At 44.3% G+C, this 16,162-nt stretch carries 8 protein-coding genes, 2 tRNA genes and 3 rRNA genes; 6 read left to right on the top strand and 7 right to left on the bottom strand.

Going from position 1 to position 16,162, the window contains the following annotated elements; all coding sequences use genetic code 11:
• Positions 1-17 precede the first annotated feature (17 nt).
• The 3 genes from RE474_RS07045 to RE474_RS07055 all read right to left on the bottom strand — a co-directional run bounded on the left by RE474_RS07045 (position 18) and on the right by RE474_RS07055 (position 3,126).
• Positions 18-656 (bottom strand): MBL fold metallo-hydrolase, encoded by a 639-nt coding sequence (locus RE474_RS07045; protein ID WP_309309685.1) that lies wholly within the window; start codon positions 654-656, stop codon positions 18-20.
• 27 nt (positions 657-683) lie between these two features.
• Positions 684-1,442 carry a TatD family hydrolase gene (locus RE474_RS07050; RefSeq protein WP_309309686.1) on the bottom strand — a complete coding sequence of 253 codons (759 nt, stop codon included), beginning with the start codon at positions 1,440-1,442 and terminating at the stop codon, positions 684-686.
• Positions 1,443-1,614: 172 nt separating this feature from the next.
• Positions 1,615-3,126, bottom strand: coding sequence for a 2-isopropylmalate synthase (locus RE474_RS07055; RefSeq protein ID WP_309312221.1), 1,512 nt, complete (start codon positions 3,124-3,126; stop codon positions 1,615-1,617).
• A 1,091-nt stretch (positions 3,127-4,217) separates the two neighbouring features.
• On the opposite strand from RE474_RS07055, the gene RE474_RS07060 reads away from it, so the two are divergent.
• The 6 genes from RE474_RS07060 (at position 4,218) to RE474_RS07085 (ending at position 11,110) form a co-directional block, all read left to right on the top strand.
• Positions 4,218-5,691, top strand: a 16S ribosomal RNA gene (locus RE474_RS07060).
• A gap of 101 nt (positions 5,692-5,792) precedes the next feature.
• Positions 5,793-5,865, top strand: a tRNA-Ala gene (locus RE474_RS07065).
• 121 nt (positions 5,866-5,986) lie between these two features.
• Positions 5,987-8,912: ribosomal RNA gene (locus RE474_RS07070) — 23S ribosomal RNA — on the top strand.
• A gap of 98 nt (positions 8,913-9,010) precedes the next feature.
• A tRNA-Cys gene (locus tag RE474_RS07075) sits at positions 9,011-9,082 on the top strand.
• A gap of 27 nt (positions 9,083-9,109) precedes the next feature.
• Positions 9,110-9,231 (top strand): 5S ribosomal RNA (rrf, locus tag RE474_RS07080).
• The 16S, 23S and 5S rRNA genes sit together here with 2 tRNA genes alongside, the layout of an rRNA operon.
• Positions 9,232-9,676: 445 nt before the next feature.
• Positions 9,677-11,110, top strand: a complete 1,434-nt coding sequence (locus RE474_RS07085) for a dihydrolipoyl dehydrogenase (RefSeq protein WP_309309687.1) — start codon at positions 9,677-9,679, stop codon at positions 11,108-11,110.
• A gap of 35 nt (positions 11,111-11,145) precedes the next feature.
• Here the strand turns inward: RE474_RS07085 and RE474_RS07090 are convergent, their stop codons facing one another.
• The 4 genes from RE474_RS07090 to RE474_RS07105 form a co-directional block, all read right to left on the bottom strand.
• Entirely contained in the window at positions 11,146-12,039 is an 894-nt protein-coding gene (locus RE474_RS07090; RefSeq protein ID WP_309309688.1) for a glycine betaine ABC transporter substrate-binding protein, read from the bottom strand.
• 66 nt (positions 12,040-12,105) lie between these two features.
• Positions 12,106-12,939 (bottom strand): ABC transporter permease, encoded by an 834-nt coding sequence (locus tag RE474_RS07095; protein WP_309309689.1) that lies wholly within the window; start codon positions 12,937-12,939, stop codon positions 12,106-12,108.
• The gene (locus RE474_RS07100) at positions 12,926-14,140 is read right to left on the bottom strand and encodes a quaternary amine ABC transporter ATP-binding protein (RefSeq protein ID WP_309312222.1); all 1,215 of its coding nucleotides are present in this window, start codon (positions 14,138-14,140) and stop codon (positions 12,926-12,928) included. Before RE474_RS07100 ends, RE474_RS07095 begins: the two co-directional genes overlap by 14 nt.
• Positions 14,141-14,465: 325 nt before the next feature.
• Complete coding sequence (locus RE474_RS07105; protein ID WP_309309690.1) at positions 14,466-16,013, bottom strand: alkaline phosphatase; 1,548 nt, start codon at positions 16,011-16,013, stop codon at positions 14,466-14,468.
• Positions 16,014-16,162: the final 149 nt, after the last annotated feature.

Genomic DNA, 16,162 nt, shown 5'->3' on the forward strand with positions numbered 1-16,162 from the left:
TGTTTCATATTGCGTCCTTAGAGTAACATGCTTTTGGACATGCGAAGGGAGAATTGTATCTGCGTGTTAACATCATTTGATGTAACTTCGCCGTGTCCCGGGTAAAGTGTTTTGACATCAAGCTGTACAAGTTTGTTGATTGATTCGGTCAGTTGGCTGCGGTTGCCACCCTGAAAATCAGTGCGTCCGATGCTTCCGTTGGGAAATACTGTGTCCCCTGAAAAAAGGCTCTTTGAATTTGCTTCGTAGAGGCAGATTCCGCCTGGGGTGTGGCCGGGTGTATGAATTACTTCCAGTTCCTCATCATTTCCTATGGGTATCCTGTCGCCTTCTTCCAGAAGCATGTCAGGCTTGATTACAGGTGCCTTGTTTCCAAACATTGCTGCTGCACTTATCGTGTCATTGCTCAGGAGTGGTTCATCGTCTTTATGGATGGCTATCTTTGCACCGCTGATGTCTGCTATTGCCTGTGCGGATGCTGTGTGGTCGTAGTGGCAGTGTGTGAGTATTATAAGTTCAAGATCCTTGATGTCAATGTTCTCTGTGATAGCAGAGATAAGGCCTTCTGTGCTCATTCCGGTATCCACCAGTATTTTTCCGTTAATGAGGTATGAGTTAGCGTCATAAAGCCCGATAATAAAATGTTTGACCTGCATGTATATTCTCCCGTAGAACAGTCAAGTTTAGAGCTCAAATGCCCTGAGGGTATTTTGCATTGTCGCCTTAGCAATTTCAGCTTCATCTGTTTCTTTTAGTTGTGATATGACAGGAACTGAGTCTCTGACAAATACAGGTTCATTGCGTCCTTTTCGTGGTGAGAGGAACGGGCTGTCAGTTTCAATGAGCATGTTCTCAAGAGGGAGATTTTTTGCAATTTCCTTGTGGTGGTCTGAGAAACATACAAGTGTGGGAACTGAAACATAGTGGCCTGCATCAACTATGTCTTTCATGGTCTCGATAGTGCCTCCGTAACAATGGAAGACAACCCTGTCCAGGTCTCTGGTCATTTCAAGTGCAAGTTCTTCCCCGTCCCTGCCGTGTATTACAAGAGTTTTGTTGTACTGGTCTGCAATGTCAATGACCTTCTGAAATACTTCTTTTTGCTTCTGTTTTCCTGCTTCGTCGGTACAGTAGTAAAAGTCCAGGCCAGCTTCGCCAATTCCTATGGCTTTGTCAACGTTGCGTTCCATCTGGGCAAGTATCTGGTTAATTCTTTCGTTGTTGGTTTCAGGTACCATCTGGGGACTGAGGCCCAGTGTTGCATGGATGAAATCGTACTTTTTAGCAAGTTCAAGTGAATTGGCATTGGTTTTGTAGTCTATGCCGGAATTGATCATTAAGACAACACCACTTTCTTTTGCCCTCATGATTGTCTCATGCCTGTCTTTGTTGAATTTTGGGAAATCAAGGTGACAGTGAGAATCTATAACTTCATAGTTCATGTGTATCTGCTCAGAATTATGAGTTCATTATATAGATATTATGGATATGGCCTGTTTTACGATACATGTATGAAAACAATGCTGTCATTTGATATTTTGGAAAATCACAGTTAAGGGCAAATATATTAAAAAAGGACCAGAACCGTGAAATCACGGTTCAGTAAAAAACCAGTTATTCCATATTCCAGAGCTTCTTCTTGTCAAGAAGCAGGTTTATGGCTGTTATGAGTGCGTCAACAGATGCAGTTGCAATGTCTGTACTGGCTGATTGTGCACTGGCAACACGTCCGTCTTCGTCCTGGACCGAAATTGTTACTTCTGCAAGAGCATCGCTTCCGCCTGTGATAGCTTCAAGGCTGAAGTCGCGCACCTTTACTTTGGTGTATTCACCGATCATAAGTTCTACTGCCTTAAGGGCGGCATCTATCGGCCCGACTCCGTAATTTGATGCTACTGCTTCATGGTCACCTATTTTTGCCCTGACGACTGCTGTGGGTGTTGTGAGGTTACCTGTCATTACAGAGAACTCTTTCAGGACGATGGTCTCATTGCCAAGTTTTCTTCCAAGGACTATTGATGCAACAGCACGCAGGTCTGCATCACAGATGCGCTTACCTTTGTTTGCAATATCCTTGATCCTGGCAAGAATCTCATCCAGTTGTTCGTCGTTGGTTTCAATACCCATATCGTCAAGGGATTTCTTGACTGCATGTCTTCCAGCATGTTTTCCAACAACAATGCGGCGCCTGTGACCGACCATTTCCGGTGTCATGATGCCTGGTTCAAAGGTGTCAGCCTTTTCAAGCACTCCGTGGGTGTGTATGCCGGATTCGTGGGCAAATGCATTGTCTCCAACGATTGGTGTGTTTGCAGGCATGTGTATGCCGGAGTAATTCTCCACCATCTTTGCGGTTTCGAGGAGATATTCTGTCTTGACATTTGTCTTTGCGCCATATATTGAATGCAGGCACATTACAACTTCTGCAAGATTAGCATTGCCGGCACGTTCGCCGATGCCGTTAACGGTTACCTGTATCTGACTTGCGCCTGCTTCGGCAGCCATAAGACTGTTTGCGACTGCAATTCCGAAGTCGTTGTGGCAGTGTACGTCAATGGGTATGTTTATTTCACTGTTGATGTTCTTGATAAGCTCGTACATTGAGGATGGTGACATTACTCCGACTGTGTCGGGTACGTTTATGATGTCACAGCCTGCTTCTTCTACGGCTTTGTACACTTCTATGAGATAGTCAAGGTCAGTCCTTGTGGCGTCCATGGCTGAGAACATACATTTTGCACCGTGGTCCTTAATGTAGTCTACAGCGTTGACTGCCATGGAAAGCACTTCTTCCCTGCTTTTCTTTATAGTATGTATCCTTTGGATGTCAGATGTGGATACAAAGGTGTGTATCATATCAACATTACAATCTATACATGCATCCAGGTCTTTGGTAAGGACGCGGGCAAGACCACAGACATCGAGACTGAGTCCTTCGTTGGCTATGGCTCTTACATTTTGCTTTTCGCCTTCCGAAGAGACCGGGAAACCAGCTTCAATCACGTCAACGCCAAGTTTGTCCAGTTGAAGGGCAATCTTGAGTTTTTGCTCGTTGGTGAGTGATACGCCAGGTGTTTGTTCACCGTCGCGCAGTGTCGTGTCAAAAATAGTCTTGTGTTTATCTATAAGCGGTTTATCGCTGTAAAAAGCGATCCCTCAGTTCTACGGTTGAATTCATGATAATCAGTTGGAATAGTTCTATCATATTATAAAAAGGAAACGTATTGATTTTAGATATTGTTTAAATTAAATCTGATATTTTATGTTGTATTTGCTTCCTGAGTATGGATATCACTTTCATGTGGTATTGAATGTACAATTATTATGGGTTTTAAGTTAGTGTTTCTGCATTTTACGTCGAATAATCACGGAGTTTCCAAAAAAGAAAATTCCAATTAAGAAAAGAATCATTCCTATGATCGTATAATTAGTCGGAAGATTCTGGGTAGATGTTAAGATAGCTATAATGCTACCTAATCCCGCAGACATCAATCCGATTCCCTGCATTTGTTGTATTTTGTCCGCTGTTTTCACATAACCACCATACGTCTGCTGCGTTCAGGGCATACTTTACCGCATATGATCCTTCTATCATATTGATAGTTTCTTTAATAATATTCATATATAACTATAATATTATTGCAATGTTTGCAATGTATGTATAGATTTAGACCTGTGTGTTTATAATCATCCATGTCTGAACATCAAATTATGAATTTTGTGAATGCCCTTTTAATCATATATTTGGTTCAATTATTGCATTCTCCCGCAACGCTTATATAGTAAGCTTGTTATGTTAGGGTGCTCGCGAGGAGCCAGGTGATGCGGTCAATGCATCACGAAAATAAGCTCGTCGCAGAGTAGAAGATGAAGTATCAAATTTAATTTCATCATGGCAGGTGTGATCAAAGGTCCATCCTTTGGCTTCGAACCCCGTGTTCGAAAGCCTTATATACGATGGTAACCTTTGAAGGAGTCCGCGCAAATCGCGCGAAAACACTTACAATCACCGCCTTACAAGTGGAGACTGAAGTTTTTTCAGTCTGACGTTGGATTTGGCAGTTCGGTTAATTCTGACCGGTAGTGTATAACTACAAACAAATTAAGGAATTAACCAAACTTATGTGCAAATAGGAAATTTTCTCTCAAAGAGAGTTCTTTCCGACTGATTCCTAAATGACTTCCAAAAATAAACAATTCTTTGTGTGTGATCAACAATTCTGGTTGATCCTGCCAGAGGTCACTGCTATCAGTATTCGACTAAGCCATGCGAGTCAAATGTTCTTCGTGAACATGGCGTACTGCTCAGTAACACGTGGATAATCTGCCCTAAGGTCAGGTATAACTCCGGGAAACTGGTGATAATCCCTGATAAATCATAGATACTGGAATGTTCTGTGATTCAAAGCTCCGGCGCCTTAGGATGAATCTGCGGTCTATCAGGTTGTAGTGGGTGTAGTGTACCTACTAGCCTACGACGGATACGGGTTGTGAGAGCAAGAGCCCGGAGATGGATTCTGAGACATGAATCCAGGCCCTACGGGGCGCAGCAGGCGCGAAAACTTTACAATGCGGGAAACCGCGATAAGGGGATACTGAGTGCCAGCATATTATGTTGGCTGTCCATATGTATAAATAGCATGTGTTAGCAAGGGCCGGGCAAGACCGGTGCCAGCCGCCGCGGTAACACCGGCGGCCCGAGTGGTGGCCACTATTATTGGGTCTAAAGGGTCCGTAGCCGGTTTGATCAGTCTTCCGGGAAATCTGACAGCTCAACTGTTAGGCTTCTGGGGGATACTGTCAGACTTGGGACCGGGAGAGGTAAGAGGTACTACAGGGGTAGGAGTGAAATCTTGTAATCCTTGTGGGACCACCAGTGGCGAAGGCGTCTTACCAGAACGGGTCCGACGGTGAGGGACGAAAGCTGGGGGCACGAACCGGATTAGATACCCGGGTAGTCCCAGCCGTAAACGATGCTCGCTAGGTGTCTGGGACGGTGCGACCGTTTCAGGTGCCGCAGGGAAGCCGTGAAGCGAGCCACCTGGGAAGTACGGCCGCAAGGCTGAAACTTAAAGGAATTGGCGGGGGAGCACTACAACGGGTGGAGCCTGCGGTTTAATTGGACTCAACGCCGGAAAACTCACCTGGGGCGACAGCAATATGTAGGTCAGGCTGAAGGTCTTACCTGAATCGCTGAGAGGAGGTGCATGGCCGTCGTCAGTTCGTACTGTGAAGCATCCTGTTAAGTCAGGCAACGAGCGAGACCCGTGCCCACTGTTGCCAGCATATCCTTCGGGATGATGGGTACTCTGTGGGGACCGCCGGTGCTAAACCGGAGGAAGGTGCGGGCTACGGTAGGTCAGTATGCCCCGAATCTCCAGGGCTACACGCGGGCTACAATGGTCGGGACAATGGGTCCCTACCCTGAAAAGGGTTGGTAATCTCATAAACCCGCCCGTAGTTCGAATTGAGGGCTGTAACTCGCCCTCATGAAGCTGGAATCCGTAGTAATCGCGTTTCAATATAGCGCGGTGAATACGTCCCTGCTCCTTGCACACACCGCCCGTCAAACCACCCGAGTGAGGTATGGGTGAGGGTATGGACTAGTGCCGTATTCGAACCTAAATTTCGCAAGGGGGGTTAAGTCGTAACAAGGTAGCCGTAGGGGAATCTGCGGCTGGATCACCTCCTAAGCAAGATAGGCACAACGTCTATCACCACTTACCGGTCAGAAATCGAAAGACTGTCAGATTCAAGAAAAAAAGGCAAGATTCAATAAGTGAATCTTCTATGGGCTTGTAGATCAGTTGGAAGATCGTCGCCTTTGCAAGGCGAAGGCCCAGGGTTCGAATCCCTGCAAGTCCATTATTAGTGCACCTACAGAGTAACGTCTGTGGGGAAGGATGAAGCGGCTGAAGCAACAACAGCTGCAATGAAATCGTGTATATGCATGCATATATCAGACGCTCACTGGACAAAGTGAGATGGACTCTGGTAAATATGCCTTCAGGTGGATGGCTCGGCTCAAGAGCTGATGAGGGACGTGCCAAGCTGCGATAAGCCCGGGGTAGGTGCATGGAGCCTATGATCTCGGGATCTCCTAATGGGTCTTCCTAACACATTTTGTGTGTTGATCATCAATGATCGGGAACGCCCCGAATTGAAGCATCTTAGTAGGGGCAGGAAAAGAAATCGAAGAGATGCCGTTAGTAATGGCGAATGAACACGGTAAAGTTCAAACTGAATCCCACTGGTAACATGTGGGAGATGTGGTGTTGTAGGTTTTTTCTAAAGGTCCCACTTGGTTGAAGTTTAACTTTTCTGGAACGTTAGACCATAGAGTGTGATAGTCACGTAAACAACAACCAAAGGATCTGGATTATAACCTGAGTAGCGTGGGTCGGAATTCCCGCGTGAATTTGGGAGGCACCAACTTCCAAAACTAAATACTCCTTGAGACCGATAGCGAACTAGTAGGGTGACCGAAAACTGAAAAGTACCCCAAGAAGGGAGGTTAAAAGTGCCTGAAACCTGGAGGCGATAGAGCGATATGGCGTTAAAGGATCTTTATTACGAAGGAAACAGTCGCGAGGCTGCAGTACGGGTAATATTGCCAATGTCATATCTTACGTTTTGAAGAACGGGCCAGGGAGTGTATTCAAATGGCGATGGCTAACTTCTAAATAGGAAGCCGAAGCGAAAGCAACATGCTCGCAGTCGTAAGACGAGGAGCGACGTATACAAGTGCGTGGAGTCATTAGGATACGACCCGAAGCCGGGTGATCTAGGCGTGGGCAGGTTGAAGCGTGGCGAAAGCTACGTGGAGGACCGCAAGCGGTATTGATCTGCAAATCATTCGTGTGACCTGCGTCTCGGAGTGAAAGGCTAATCTAACCCGGCATCAGCTGGTTCCTTCCGAAACATGTCGTAGCATGACCTAACTGGAGATAGTCGGTGAAGTAGAGCACTGATTGGTGGTCCCGGGGAAGAAATTCCTCAGCCGCTTGTCAAACTCCAAACTCACCGTCGTCGTAGAAGGTTGGAGTCCGGACTACTGGGGTAAGCTTGTAGTCCGTAAGGGAGACAACCCAGCCCGTGGTTAAGGTCCCAAAGTGTCGACTAAGTGTTAATACTAAAGGGCGTCCTAAGCCCTAGACAGCTGGAAGGTTAGCTTAGAAGCAGCTATCCTTTAAAGAGTGCGTAACAGCCCACCAGTCGAGGTTTGGGGCCCCGAAAATGGACGGGGCTCAAGTCGACCACCGATACCACGGAGCACCGTAAGGTGATCTCGTAGGAAGGCGTTGCGTTCGGGCAGAAGCAGGGCTGTGAAGTCCTGTGGACCGTGCGGAAACGAAAATCCTGGTAATAGTAACAGCATAGATAGGTGAGAATCCTATCCGCCGAAGGGGCTAGGTTTCCTCGGCAATGATCGTCAGCCGAGGGTTAGTCGGTCCTAAGACGTACCGTAATTCGAGTACGCCAAAAGGGAAACAGGTTAATATTCCTGTACCTCATGACAGTGAAACCAACGTTTTTGGGCAGGCCAAGCGGCGCCGTCGCGCCGTCTAAGCAGCGAATCCCGTGGAGAGCCGTAATGGCGAGAAGCGGGCGAATCTGTAATGGCGAAAGTTGGCTGCACCCGGGAACCCGTGAAAAGGGAGTCATGGGTCCGTACCGAGAACTGACACAGGTGCCCCTAGCTGAAAAGGCTAAGGCGTGTCGGAATAATTTGGCTAAGGGAATTCGGCAAATTAGCTCCGTAACTTCGGGAGAAGGAGTGCCTGCTATGAAGATAGCAGGTCGCAGTGACAAGAGAGCTCTAACTGTCTAATATCAACATAGGAGATTGCAAACCCGTAAGGGCTAGTACAATCTCTGAATCCTGCTCAGTGCAGGTACCTGAAACCCCGGTTCAACGGGACGAAGGGCCTGTAAACAGCGGGGGTAACTATGACCCTCTTAAGGTAGCGTAGTACCTTGTCGCTTAATTGGCGACTTGCATGAATGGATCAATGAGAGCTCTACTGTCCCTAGCCAGAGTCCGGTGAAGCTTACTTTCTAGTGCACAGTCTAGAGACCTCTAGGGGGAAGTGAAGACCCCGTGGAGCTTTACTGCAGCCTGTCGTTGGGTTGTGATTTTGGATGTACAGTGTAGGTAGGAGACGTCGAAGTCGGTGCGCCAGCATCGATGGAGTCGCCATTGGGACACTACCCTTCCAGGATTACGACCCTCACTCCGAGAGGAGGACCCCGATAGGTGGGCAGTTTGCCTGGGGCGGGACGCCCTTGAAAAGATATCAAGGGCGCACAAAGGTTGACTCAAGTGGGTCGGAAACCCACTGAAGAGTGCAAGAGCATAAGTCAGCCTGACGTTATTCAGCACAGTAGTGGATGACGAGACGAAAGTCGGTTCTAGCGAACTTTTGAGCTCGCTTGGTGCGAGCCAAAAATGACAGAAAAGTTACCCCGGGGATAATTGAGTTGTTGCCGGCAAGAGCACATATCGACCCGGCAGCTTGCTACTTCGATGTCGGTTCTTTCCATCCTGGCCGTGCAGCAGCGGCCAAGGGTGAGGTTGTTCGCCTATTAAAGGAGATCGTGAGCTGGGTTTAGACCGTCGTGAGACAGGTCGGTTACTATCTACTAGAGGTGTCTGTAGTCTGAGGGTAAGCTACTTTTAGTACGAGAGGAACAGAGTAGCGGCGCCACTGGTGTATCAGTTGTCCGACAGGGCACTGCTGAGCAGCTACGCGCTAAGGAATAAGAGCTGAATGCATCTAAGCTCGAAATCTGACTTGAAAAGAGACTACATTAAGGGTCCCGGTAAAAGACCGGTTTGATAGGGTCGGGATGTACGCACCAAGGCAACGAGGTGTTCAGTCCGCGGCTACTAATAATCCGTGCCTGTCTGTCTTGCTTTGTCCAGGCGAAATCTGATATGTGTGTGTTGAGTATACACGGTTTTTTGATAAAGTATTTATACAATGGTTCCATCCATGTATCGCTCATTGCCAAGATGGCGGAGCGGCTACGCAATCGCCTGCAGAGCGATTCCATTCCGGTTCGAATCCGGATCTTGGCTTTAACTTTATCGTTCATCGTGAGTGAGTTTGGCGGCCATAGCGGCGGGGTAATTCCTGTACCCATCCCGAACACAGAAGATAAGCCCGCCAGCGTTCCTTATTGTACTGAAGTATGAGAGTCTTCGGGAACTCTGGATCGCTGCCAACTCACTCACAATTGATCTATTAACTTCTTTTTTCTGAATTTGAATATTATACTAACTAGAGTTAGCTTTGTATTTTTAGGAGTTATAATTTGTTTTTAATCTAAAACATACCAACTCCTTTTTCCTCTATAAATGCACAGTTAAAATACGTACTTTATTTTCTATAATTCTCTTTACTGTTTTTATTACATCTTATTATATTATATGGAATTATATACTCAAAAGCACCTTTATAACATAAAGTCAGTACAAGAATTGTTTCTCTCTTGTTCAAAAATGGGGCTCAACAGCCCTCATTTTCTTTTTTAGAAAACTGTGCTGGTGTGAGCAGTTTCATCTTTCATTAAGTATCACTTCTTTATACCATGGTTTTACGTTCCAACTCTATCAGAAATAATTATACGGGTAAAGACCAATGTTCACAGTATATTGTGTATGGGGAATTTGATGAAAGAATATGATCTGATAGTAATTGGTTCCGGCTCAGGTATGAATTATGTAAATGCAATGCTTGATGCGAATCCTGAAATGAAAGTTGCATTGGTCGATAAAGATGAACCCGGCGGAATATGTCTCACAAGAGGCTGCATTCCTTCAAAGATGCTTCTCTATCCTGCAGAGCTTGTAAGGGACATTGAAAAAGCAGAAAAATTTGGCATCAACGTTTCAATTGAAAAAATTGATTTCAAAGCTATAATGGAAAGAATGCGTTCTACGATATCATCAAATATAGAAGGCGTAAAACAAGGTTACACATATATGCCACGTATGCATTTCTATAACGAGGCTGCAGAATTCGTTTCACCCTACACCATGAAGGTAGGCGAGGAGATCATCTCCGGAAAAATGATATTCCTGTGTACCGGTTCAAAACCATCAATTCCTCCGGTAAAAGGGCTTGCTGACGTAGCTTATCTCACAAGTGATGATGTACTGAAACTGACAGAGCTTCCGGAAAGTCTTGCCATAATCGGAGGAGGATATATTGCAGCCGAATACGGTCATTTCTTCTCATCAATGGGTTCAAAAGTCACGATAATCGGCAGGAATGCCCGTATTATTCCTGAAGAGGAACCTGAGATATCAGCCCTTGCAAAGAAAATGATGTCAGAATATATGGATATCCTGACTAATTGCGAGGTTGTTGAAGTTAAGGACTCATCCGAAGGAAAGGTTGTAGTTGCAAAAGACCGTGAAACCGGTGAAGAAAAAGAGGTTATTGCATCTGTAATACTTGTGGCAACAGGCAGGAGTCCTAACACCGACATACTCAAGCCTGAACTTGGAGGTGTCGAGACTGATAAACGTGGTTGGATAAAGGTTAATGAAAACCTTGAAACAAGTTCAAAGAATGTCTGGGCTTTTGGAGACGCCAATGGTAAATACCTGTTCAAGCACGTGGCAAATCATGAGTCTACTGTTGTCTACTACAATGCTATCCTGAAAAAGAACATGAAGGCAGATTACCACGCAGTTCCATATGCTGTTTTTTCATATCCGGAGATCTCCGGAGTCGGAATGACAGAAAGGCAGGCAGTTGAAGAGTATGGACAAGACAACATTATGCTTGGTTTTTATCGTTTCCAGGAAACTGCAAAAGGTATTGCCATGTCCCTTGAGGATGAGTTTGTAAAAATTATATTTGAAGGGCAGACTCAGAAAATTCTTGGTGCTCATATTATTGGTCCTGAAGCTTCAGTGCTTATCCATCAGATAATCCCTTTGATGTACACCGAAGGTCAGAATGCCAGTCCGATTATGTATGCAATGGATATTCATCCTTCACTTAGTGAGGTCATCAAAAGAGCATTCTACTCAAGGATGCCTCCTCTTGAGTATCACATGATAATGCAGGCTTATGGATTGGAAGAAGCGGAGTAATTAATAAAATTAAAAAAAGAAAGTATGAGAGAACTTTAGTTCTCTCCAAGCCATTCATTGACTTTATCCTGGTTCGCATCTACCCATTTCTGAGCAGCTTCTTCCTCTGGTACGCCGTCTGCAAGGTCAGACATTACTGACTGAATATCATCATGAGTCCAGTGGAATCTGCTTATTATTCCATAAAGTTCAGGGTCATCTTTTGCGAGTTCCTTTCTTGCGAGTGTCTCTACGTGGTCAGCCTGTCCATAAACACCATTTGGATCATCAAGGTATTTCAGGTCAAAGCTGTTAAATGCCCAGTGAGGTGACCAGAGTGTTACAACAACCCACTTCTCGTCTGCAATAGAACTCTTAAGTTCAGCTGTCATTCCTGCACTACTGCTTGAAATAAGGGTATAATCAAGACTATAGTTCTCGATTGCAGTTTCAGTTGTAGACATGATACCAGCTCCAGGATCAATACCAATGATCTCTCCATCGAACATATCTTTGTTATCGTTAAGCTCCTCAATAGAATCAATAGTCACATATGTTGGAACTACAAGGCCAATACGGCAGTCTTCAAGATTAACTGCAACACTGTCAATGTCATCTCCATATGTTTCCCAGTAGTTCTTCTGGGTCTGTGGGAGCCATGCAGAAGTTGTAAAATCGAACTGGCTATCTGCAAGTCCCTGGTAGAGTGCGCCTGCATCAACGGCGATGATCTCAACATCATAACCAGCTTGTTCAAGGACAAGTTTCATGACATTGGTACTGGCTATCTCTCCGTCCCAGAGGACATAACCTATAGTTGCTTCCTTAACGGTATCAGTAGCTTCTTGATCGGTTTGTGCATTTGCGGTTTCCTGGTCAGCGCATCCACTTACCATAACAAGGATGGCAAGCATCATGATTACTGCAAGGATTTTAATTTGACTTTTCATTTTATCACAACTTTTTATGTAAAAATAAAGACCGAATGGTCATAAATTTGAATTTGTAAGTTTCCATCATTTTTTAGGAGTAATGTTCTGTGTCAGCCTGTCAAGAATTATAGCAATGATCACAATTCCAAGACCAGCTTCAAATCCCTGGCCAATGTCTACTCTCTGAATTCCCACAAGCACCTGATAACCAAGTCCACGGGCACCTATCATAGCAGCGATAACTACCATTGATAGTGATAGCATGATACACTGGTTCACACCCGCCATTATTGTAGGTAAAGCAACGGGAAGTTCAACTTTGAGGAGTTTTTGTAATGATGTTGTCCCAAAGGCAGTTGCAACTTCTTCAAGTTCTACTGGAACTTGGCGAATACCTAGATTTGTCAGACGAATTGCAGGTGGCATTGCAAACACAATGGTTGCCACAAGACCTGGAACATTTCCAAGTCCGAAGAATATGACTGCAGGTATCAGGTAAACAAACGAAGGCATTGTCTGCATGAAGTCAAGTATCGGTTTGACAATGTGGAATGCCGTTTCATTCTTTGCAGCCAGAATTCCTGTTGGAATACCAATTAATAAAGCCACAAGAGCCGACGACAATACAAGAGCAATGGTTTCCATGGAAAGAGTCCACAGCCCCATCATATCTATTAGTAAAAGTCCGAATGCGCTTCCGATTGCAAGTTTTATATTTTTCCTGGAAACCAGGTAGATAAGAACTGCAGCCAGAATAATGAATGCAAAAGGTGGTAAAAATAACAAAGCATCCTTAAAACCGGATATTAGCAGATCGATGATATCACTGAAGATATCCATCAAAAAACCGAAATTGTCATTCAGCCAGTAAACTCCTGATTCTACTGTTTCCCCTATGGGAAGCTCAGGTAAGACCATTCTGATCACCCTCCGTGATCGCCAGAGCACCAAGTATGCTGCCTCTGACAATAACTCCTATGAGTTTGTTGTTTTCATTAATCACTGCAAGCGGACTGGAAGAGTCTGACATCACAGGAATGATTTCCTTGATAGGCACGTCAGGTTTCACAGATAAGATATCTGTAACTAACACATCTTGCAGTGTTTTCTTGTCTTTCACCGCCGCAACGGCATCATCAATAAAGAGTATCCCCTTGATCACCTTTTCAGGGTCAACCACAAATATCGAGGATATTCCGTGTTTCTTCATTAGCTGGAGTGCAACTTTAAGTCCTGCATTGATAGAAACAACAGGTTCAGGTCTTTTCATCACATTCTCAGCAGTTAGTATTTTTGTTCTGTCAACACCGGCAACAAATTCTGAAACGTAGTCATCTGCAGGTTCAGTAAGTATCTCTTCTGCAGTGCCTATCTGGGCTATGACACCATCTTTCATAATGGCAATACGGTCACCGAGTTTCAGTGCTTCGTCAAGGTCGTGTGAAACAAAGACAATGGTTTTTTTCATCTTATCCTGAAGTGCAAGTAATTCATCCTGCATCTCAGACCTGATAAGAGGGTCAAGCGCACTGAATGCTTCATCCATAAGCAGGACATCAGGGTCAGTAGCAAGAGCCCTTGCAAGTCCTACTCTTTGTTGCATTCCTCCACTCAATTGTGATGTTTTACTGGATTCGTAACCTTTAAGCCCAACTTTTGCGACAGCATCTTCAGCTTTTGGGTATCTCTCTTCTTTAGATACACCCTGTATCTCAAGACCAAAAGCCACATTGTCGATCACGGTTCGATGAGGAAGAAGTGCAAAGCCCTGGAATACCATGCTCAGCTTTTTTCTCCTGGTTTCCCTGAGTTCCTTATCATCCATGGTGGCAATGTCATCACCATCGATCAGAATGTGTCCGTCACTTGGCTCAATAAGACGGTTAAGGCAGCGTAAAAGAGTTGATTTTCCTGAGCCGGAAAGCCCCATAAGAACAAAAGTTTCTCCTTCGTAAACATCAAAACTGACATTATACAGACCAACCGTCTGTTTTGTCCTTTCAAAAATTTCCTGTTTAGAAACGCCTTGCTCAACTAAAGAAATTGCTTTTTGAGGGTTTTTGCCAAAAATCTTGACAAGATTACGGACTTCTATTTTCTTTTTTCTATGAATTGTAATTCCTCAATTTGAATAATAATGATTTGGATTAGTTTCCTATGTTTTGAATGGACTATCATATATTAATGTATCGTTTAGTTTCCAGTAGAAATAAGCTTTATTTTGTTTTATTTTGGCAAAATAAGCATTATTTTGTTATTTCTATTCATTATTATTAAATTAGCAAGCAAGCTATTGCCAAACTATTTTTTAGTTCAGATTATTTTTATTAAAAGAAAAAAGTGTAATCATATCCCAGCTAAAATCAAAAAGAAAAAGAAGGGGGATAATACCCCTTTTAGCTAAAATTCATGTGTTCCTATCTTTTGAATTTACCATTAACAGGTCACTTGTTGTTCTTGCTCTTTAAAAGGTCAACAGCTTCCTGTGGAATGAATACTTTTCCATTTCCATCGTCAGCCTTTGGAGCATAGACAACGACACCATTGAGCTCAGTCTCTTCTCCTCCATCAATGGTCATAACATTCTTGTTTACAGGAAGTTCAGCAACCTTGTTCTCGTATGTGATCACAAGTACAGGGTTCTTTGCATCTGTCGTATCAAGTTCCCACATTCCCGGGAATGCTTCCTCGACATCTACAAAGAGCTCATCACTGACATCATCAAGGACGAATCCAAATGCGTCAGCTACGTATGTTGCAAGTTCTGTGTTGTCGAAAAGACCTATTGGCCTGTCAGGACCGTATGACCAGAGAGGTACATCGTCACCGCAGTGTCCACCGGTTGTCCATCCGACTACAACTTCGCCTTCTTCACCCATAAGAGGGTCAACAAGCTCTTCAACTGAAAGTTCAGTGTAATGCAAGTCACCGTTTTTGTTTGTTTCATCGTTACCGATTGTCAATCCACCGGTGTTGTGGTCAGGGAAGACGATTACTAATGTGTGTCCATCTTCTTCTGCAAAGTCAACAGCTGCTTCCACCGCTTCATCGAATGCAAGGAAATCAGTTACCATGTATGTTGCATCATTTGCGTGTCCTGCCCAGTCAACCTGGCTGCCTTCTACCATGAGGAAGAAACCATCCTGGTCTTCGGAAAGAAGGTCAATAGCTTTTGTGGTCATTTCTGCAATTGTTGGTTCTTCATCTGTGCGGCTCATTTCAGGAGACATGGATGTTCCTGCAAACATTCCCCAAACTTTTCTGGATTCAACATCTTTAAGTTCGTCTGCTGTTGTAATGAATTGGTAGTCTCTGCTTTCAAGAACATCAATGAGGTTTTCTCCGTCACCACGTGAGTCATTGAGGAAATCTTCTCCACCGGCAAATACTACATCAATGTTTTCGTAGACCATCTGTTCGATAATGTCATCATAGGACTTTCTTGAGTCTACGTGTGAAGCAAAAGCTGCAGGTGTAGCATGTGGAATTTCTGAGGTTGCAACAAGACCTGTTGCCTTACCTTCAAGCTTTGCACCTTCAAGAACAGTTGCAAGAGGTACATATTCTTCTGCGACTTCAGATTCATCGATTGTACTGAGAAGTGTTTCGCTGTTAGGTCCTACACTGAGGAATCCGTTAGATGTCTTGTAACCAGTTGAGAAAGCAGTTGCAGCAGATGCAGAGTCTGTGATAATTGAATCTGCCATGTATGTTTTTACCATTCCGGAAACCATGCTGTCAAGCTGGAGGTCTTCGCCACTATACCAGCGAGCAAGTGTCTGGACACTCTGGTCGCATCCGTCAGGTACCATTACGATAATGTTTTTGATCTTCTTTTCAGAGTTCTCGTTTGAGTTGTACTGGCCTGAGTTTTTGTAATCATCGCCATCATTTAATTTGTTATTATTGCCAGCCATAGCGGAAGCGGCGCTTCCAAGAACAAGCATGCATACAATAAATAACGCAAATAATACATTATGTCTTTTATCCATCAAATCACCAACTTTTTTTAAGGTTCACTGGCTTGTTTTTGGCTTAGGGACATTTGAACTTTCTACCAATAGATTATGTAGCTGAATGTTTTTTCTTCTTTATTGGTAATGCTATATACTACGCTGATAATAAAATAGTCCAATTAGAA

Origin of the sequence: Methanolobus sediminis, from assembly GCF_031312595.1 — an archaeon.
GTDB classification, from domain to species: Archaea; Halobacteriota; Methanosarcinia; order Methanosarcinales; family Methanosarcinaceae; genus Methanolobus; species Methanolobus sediminis.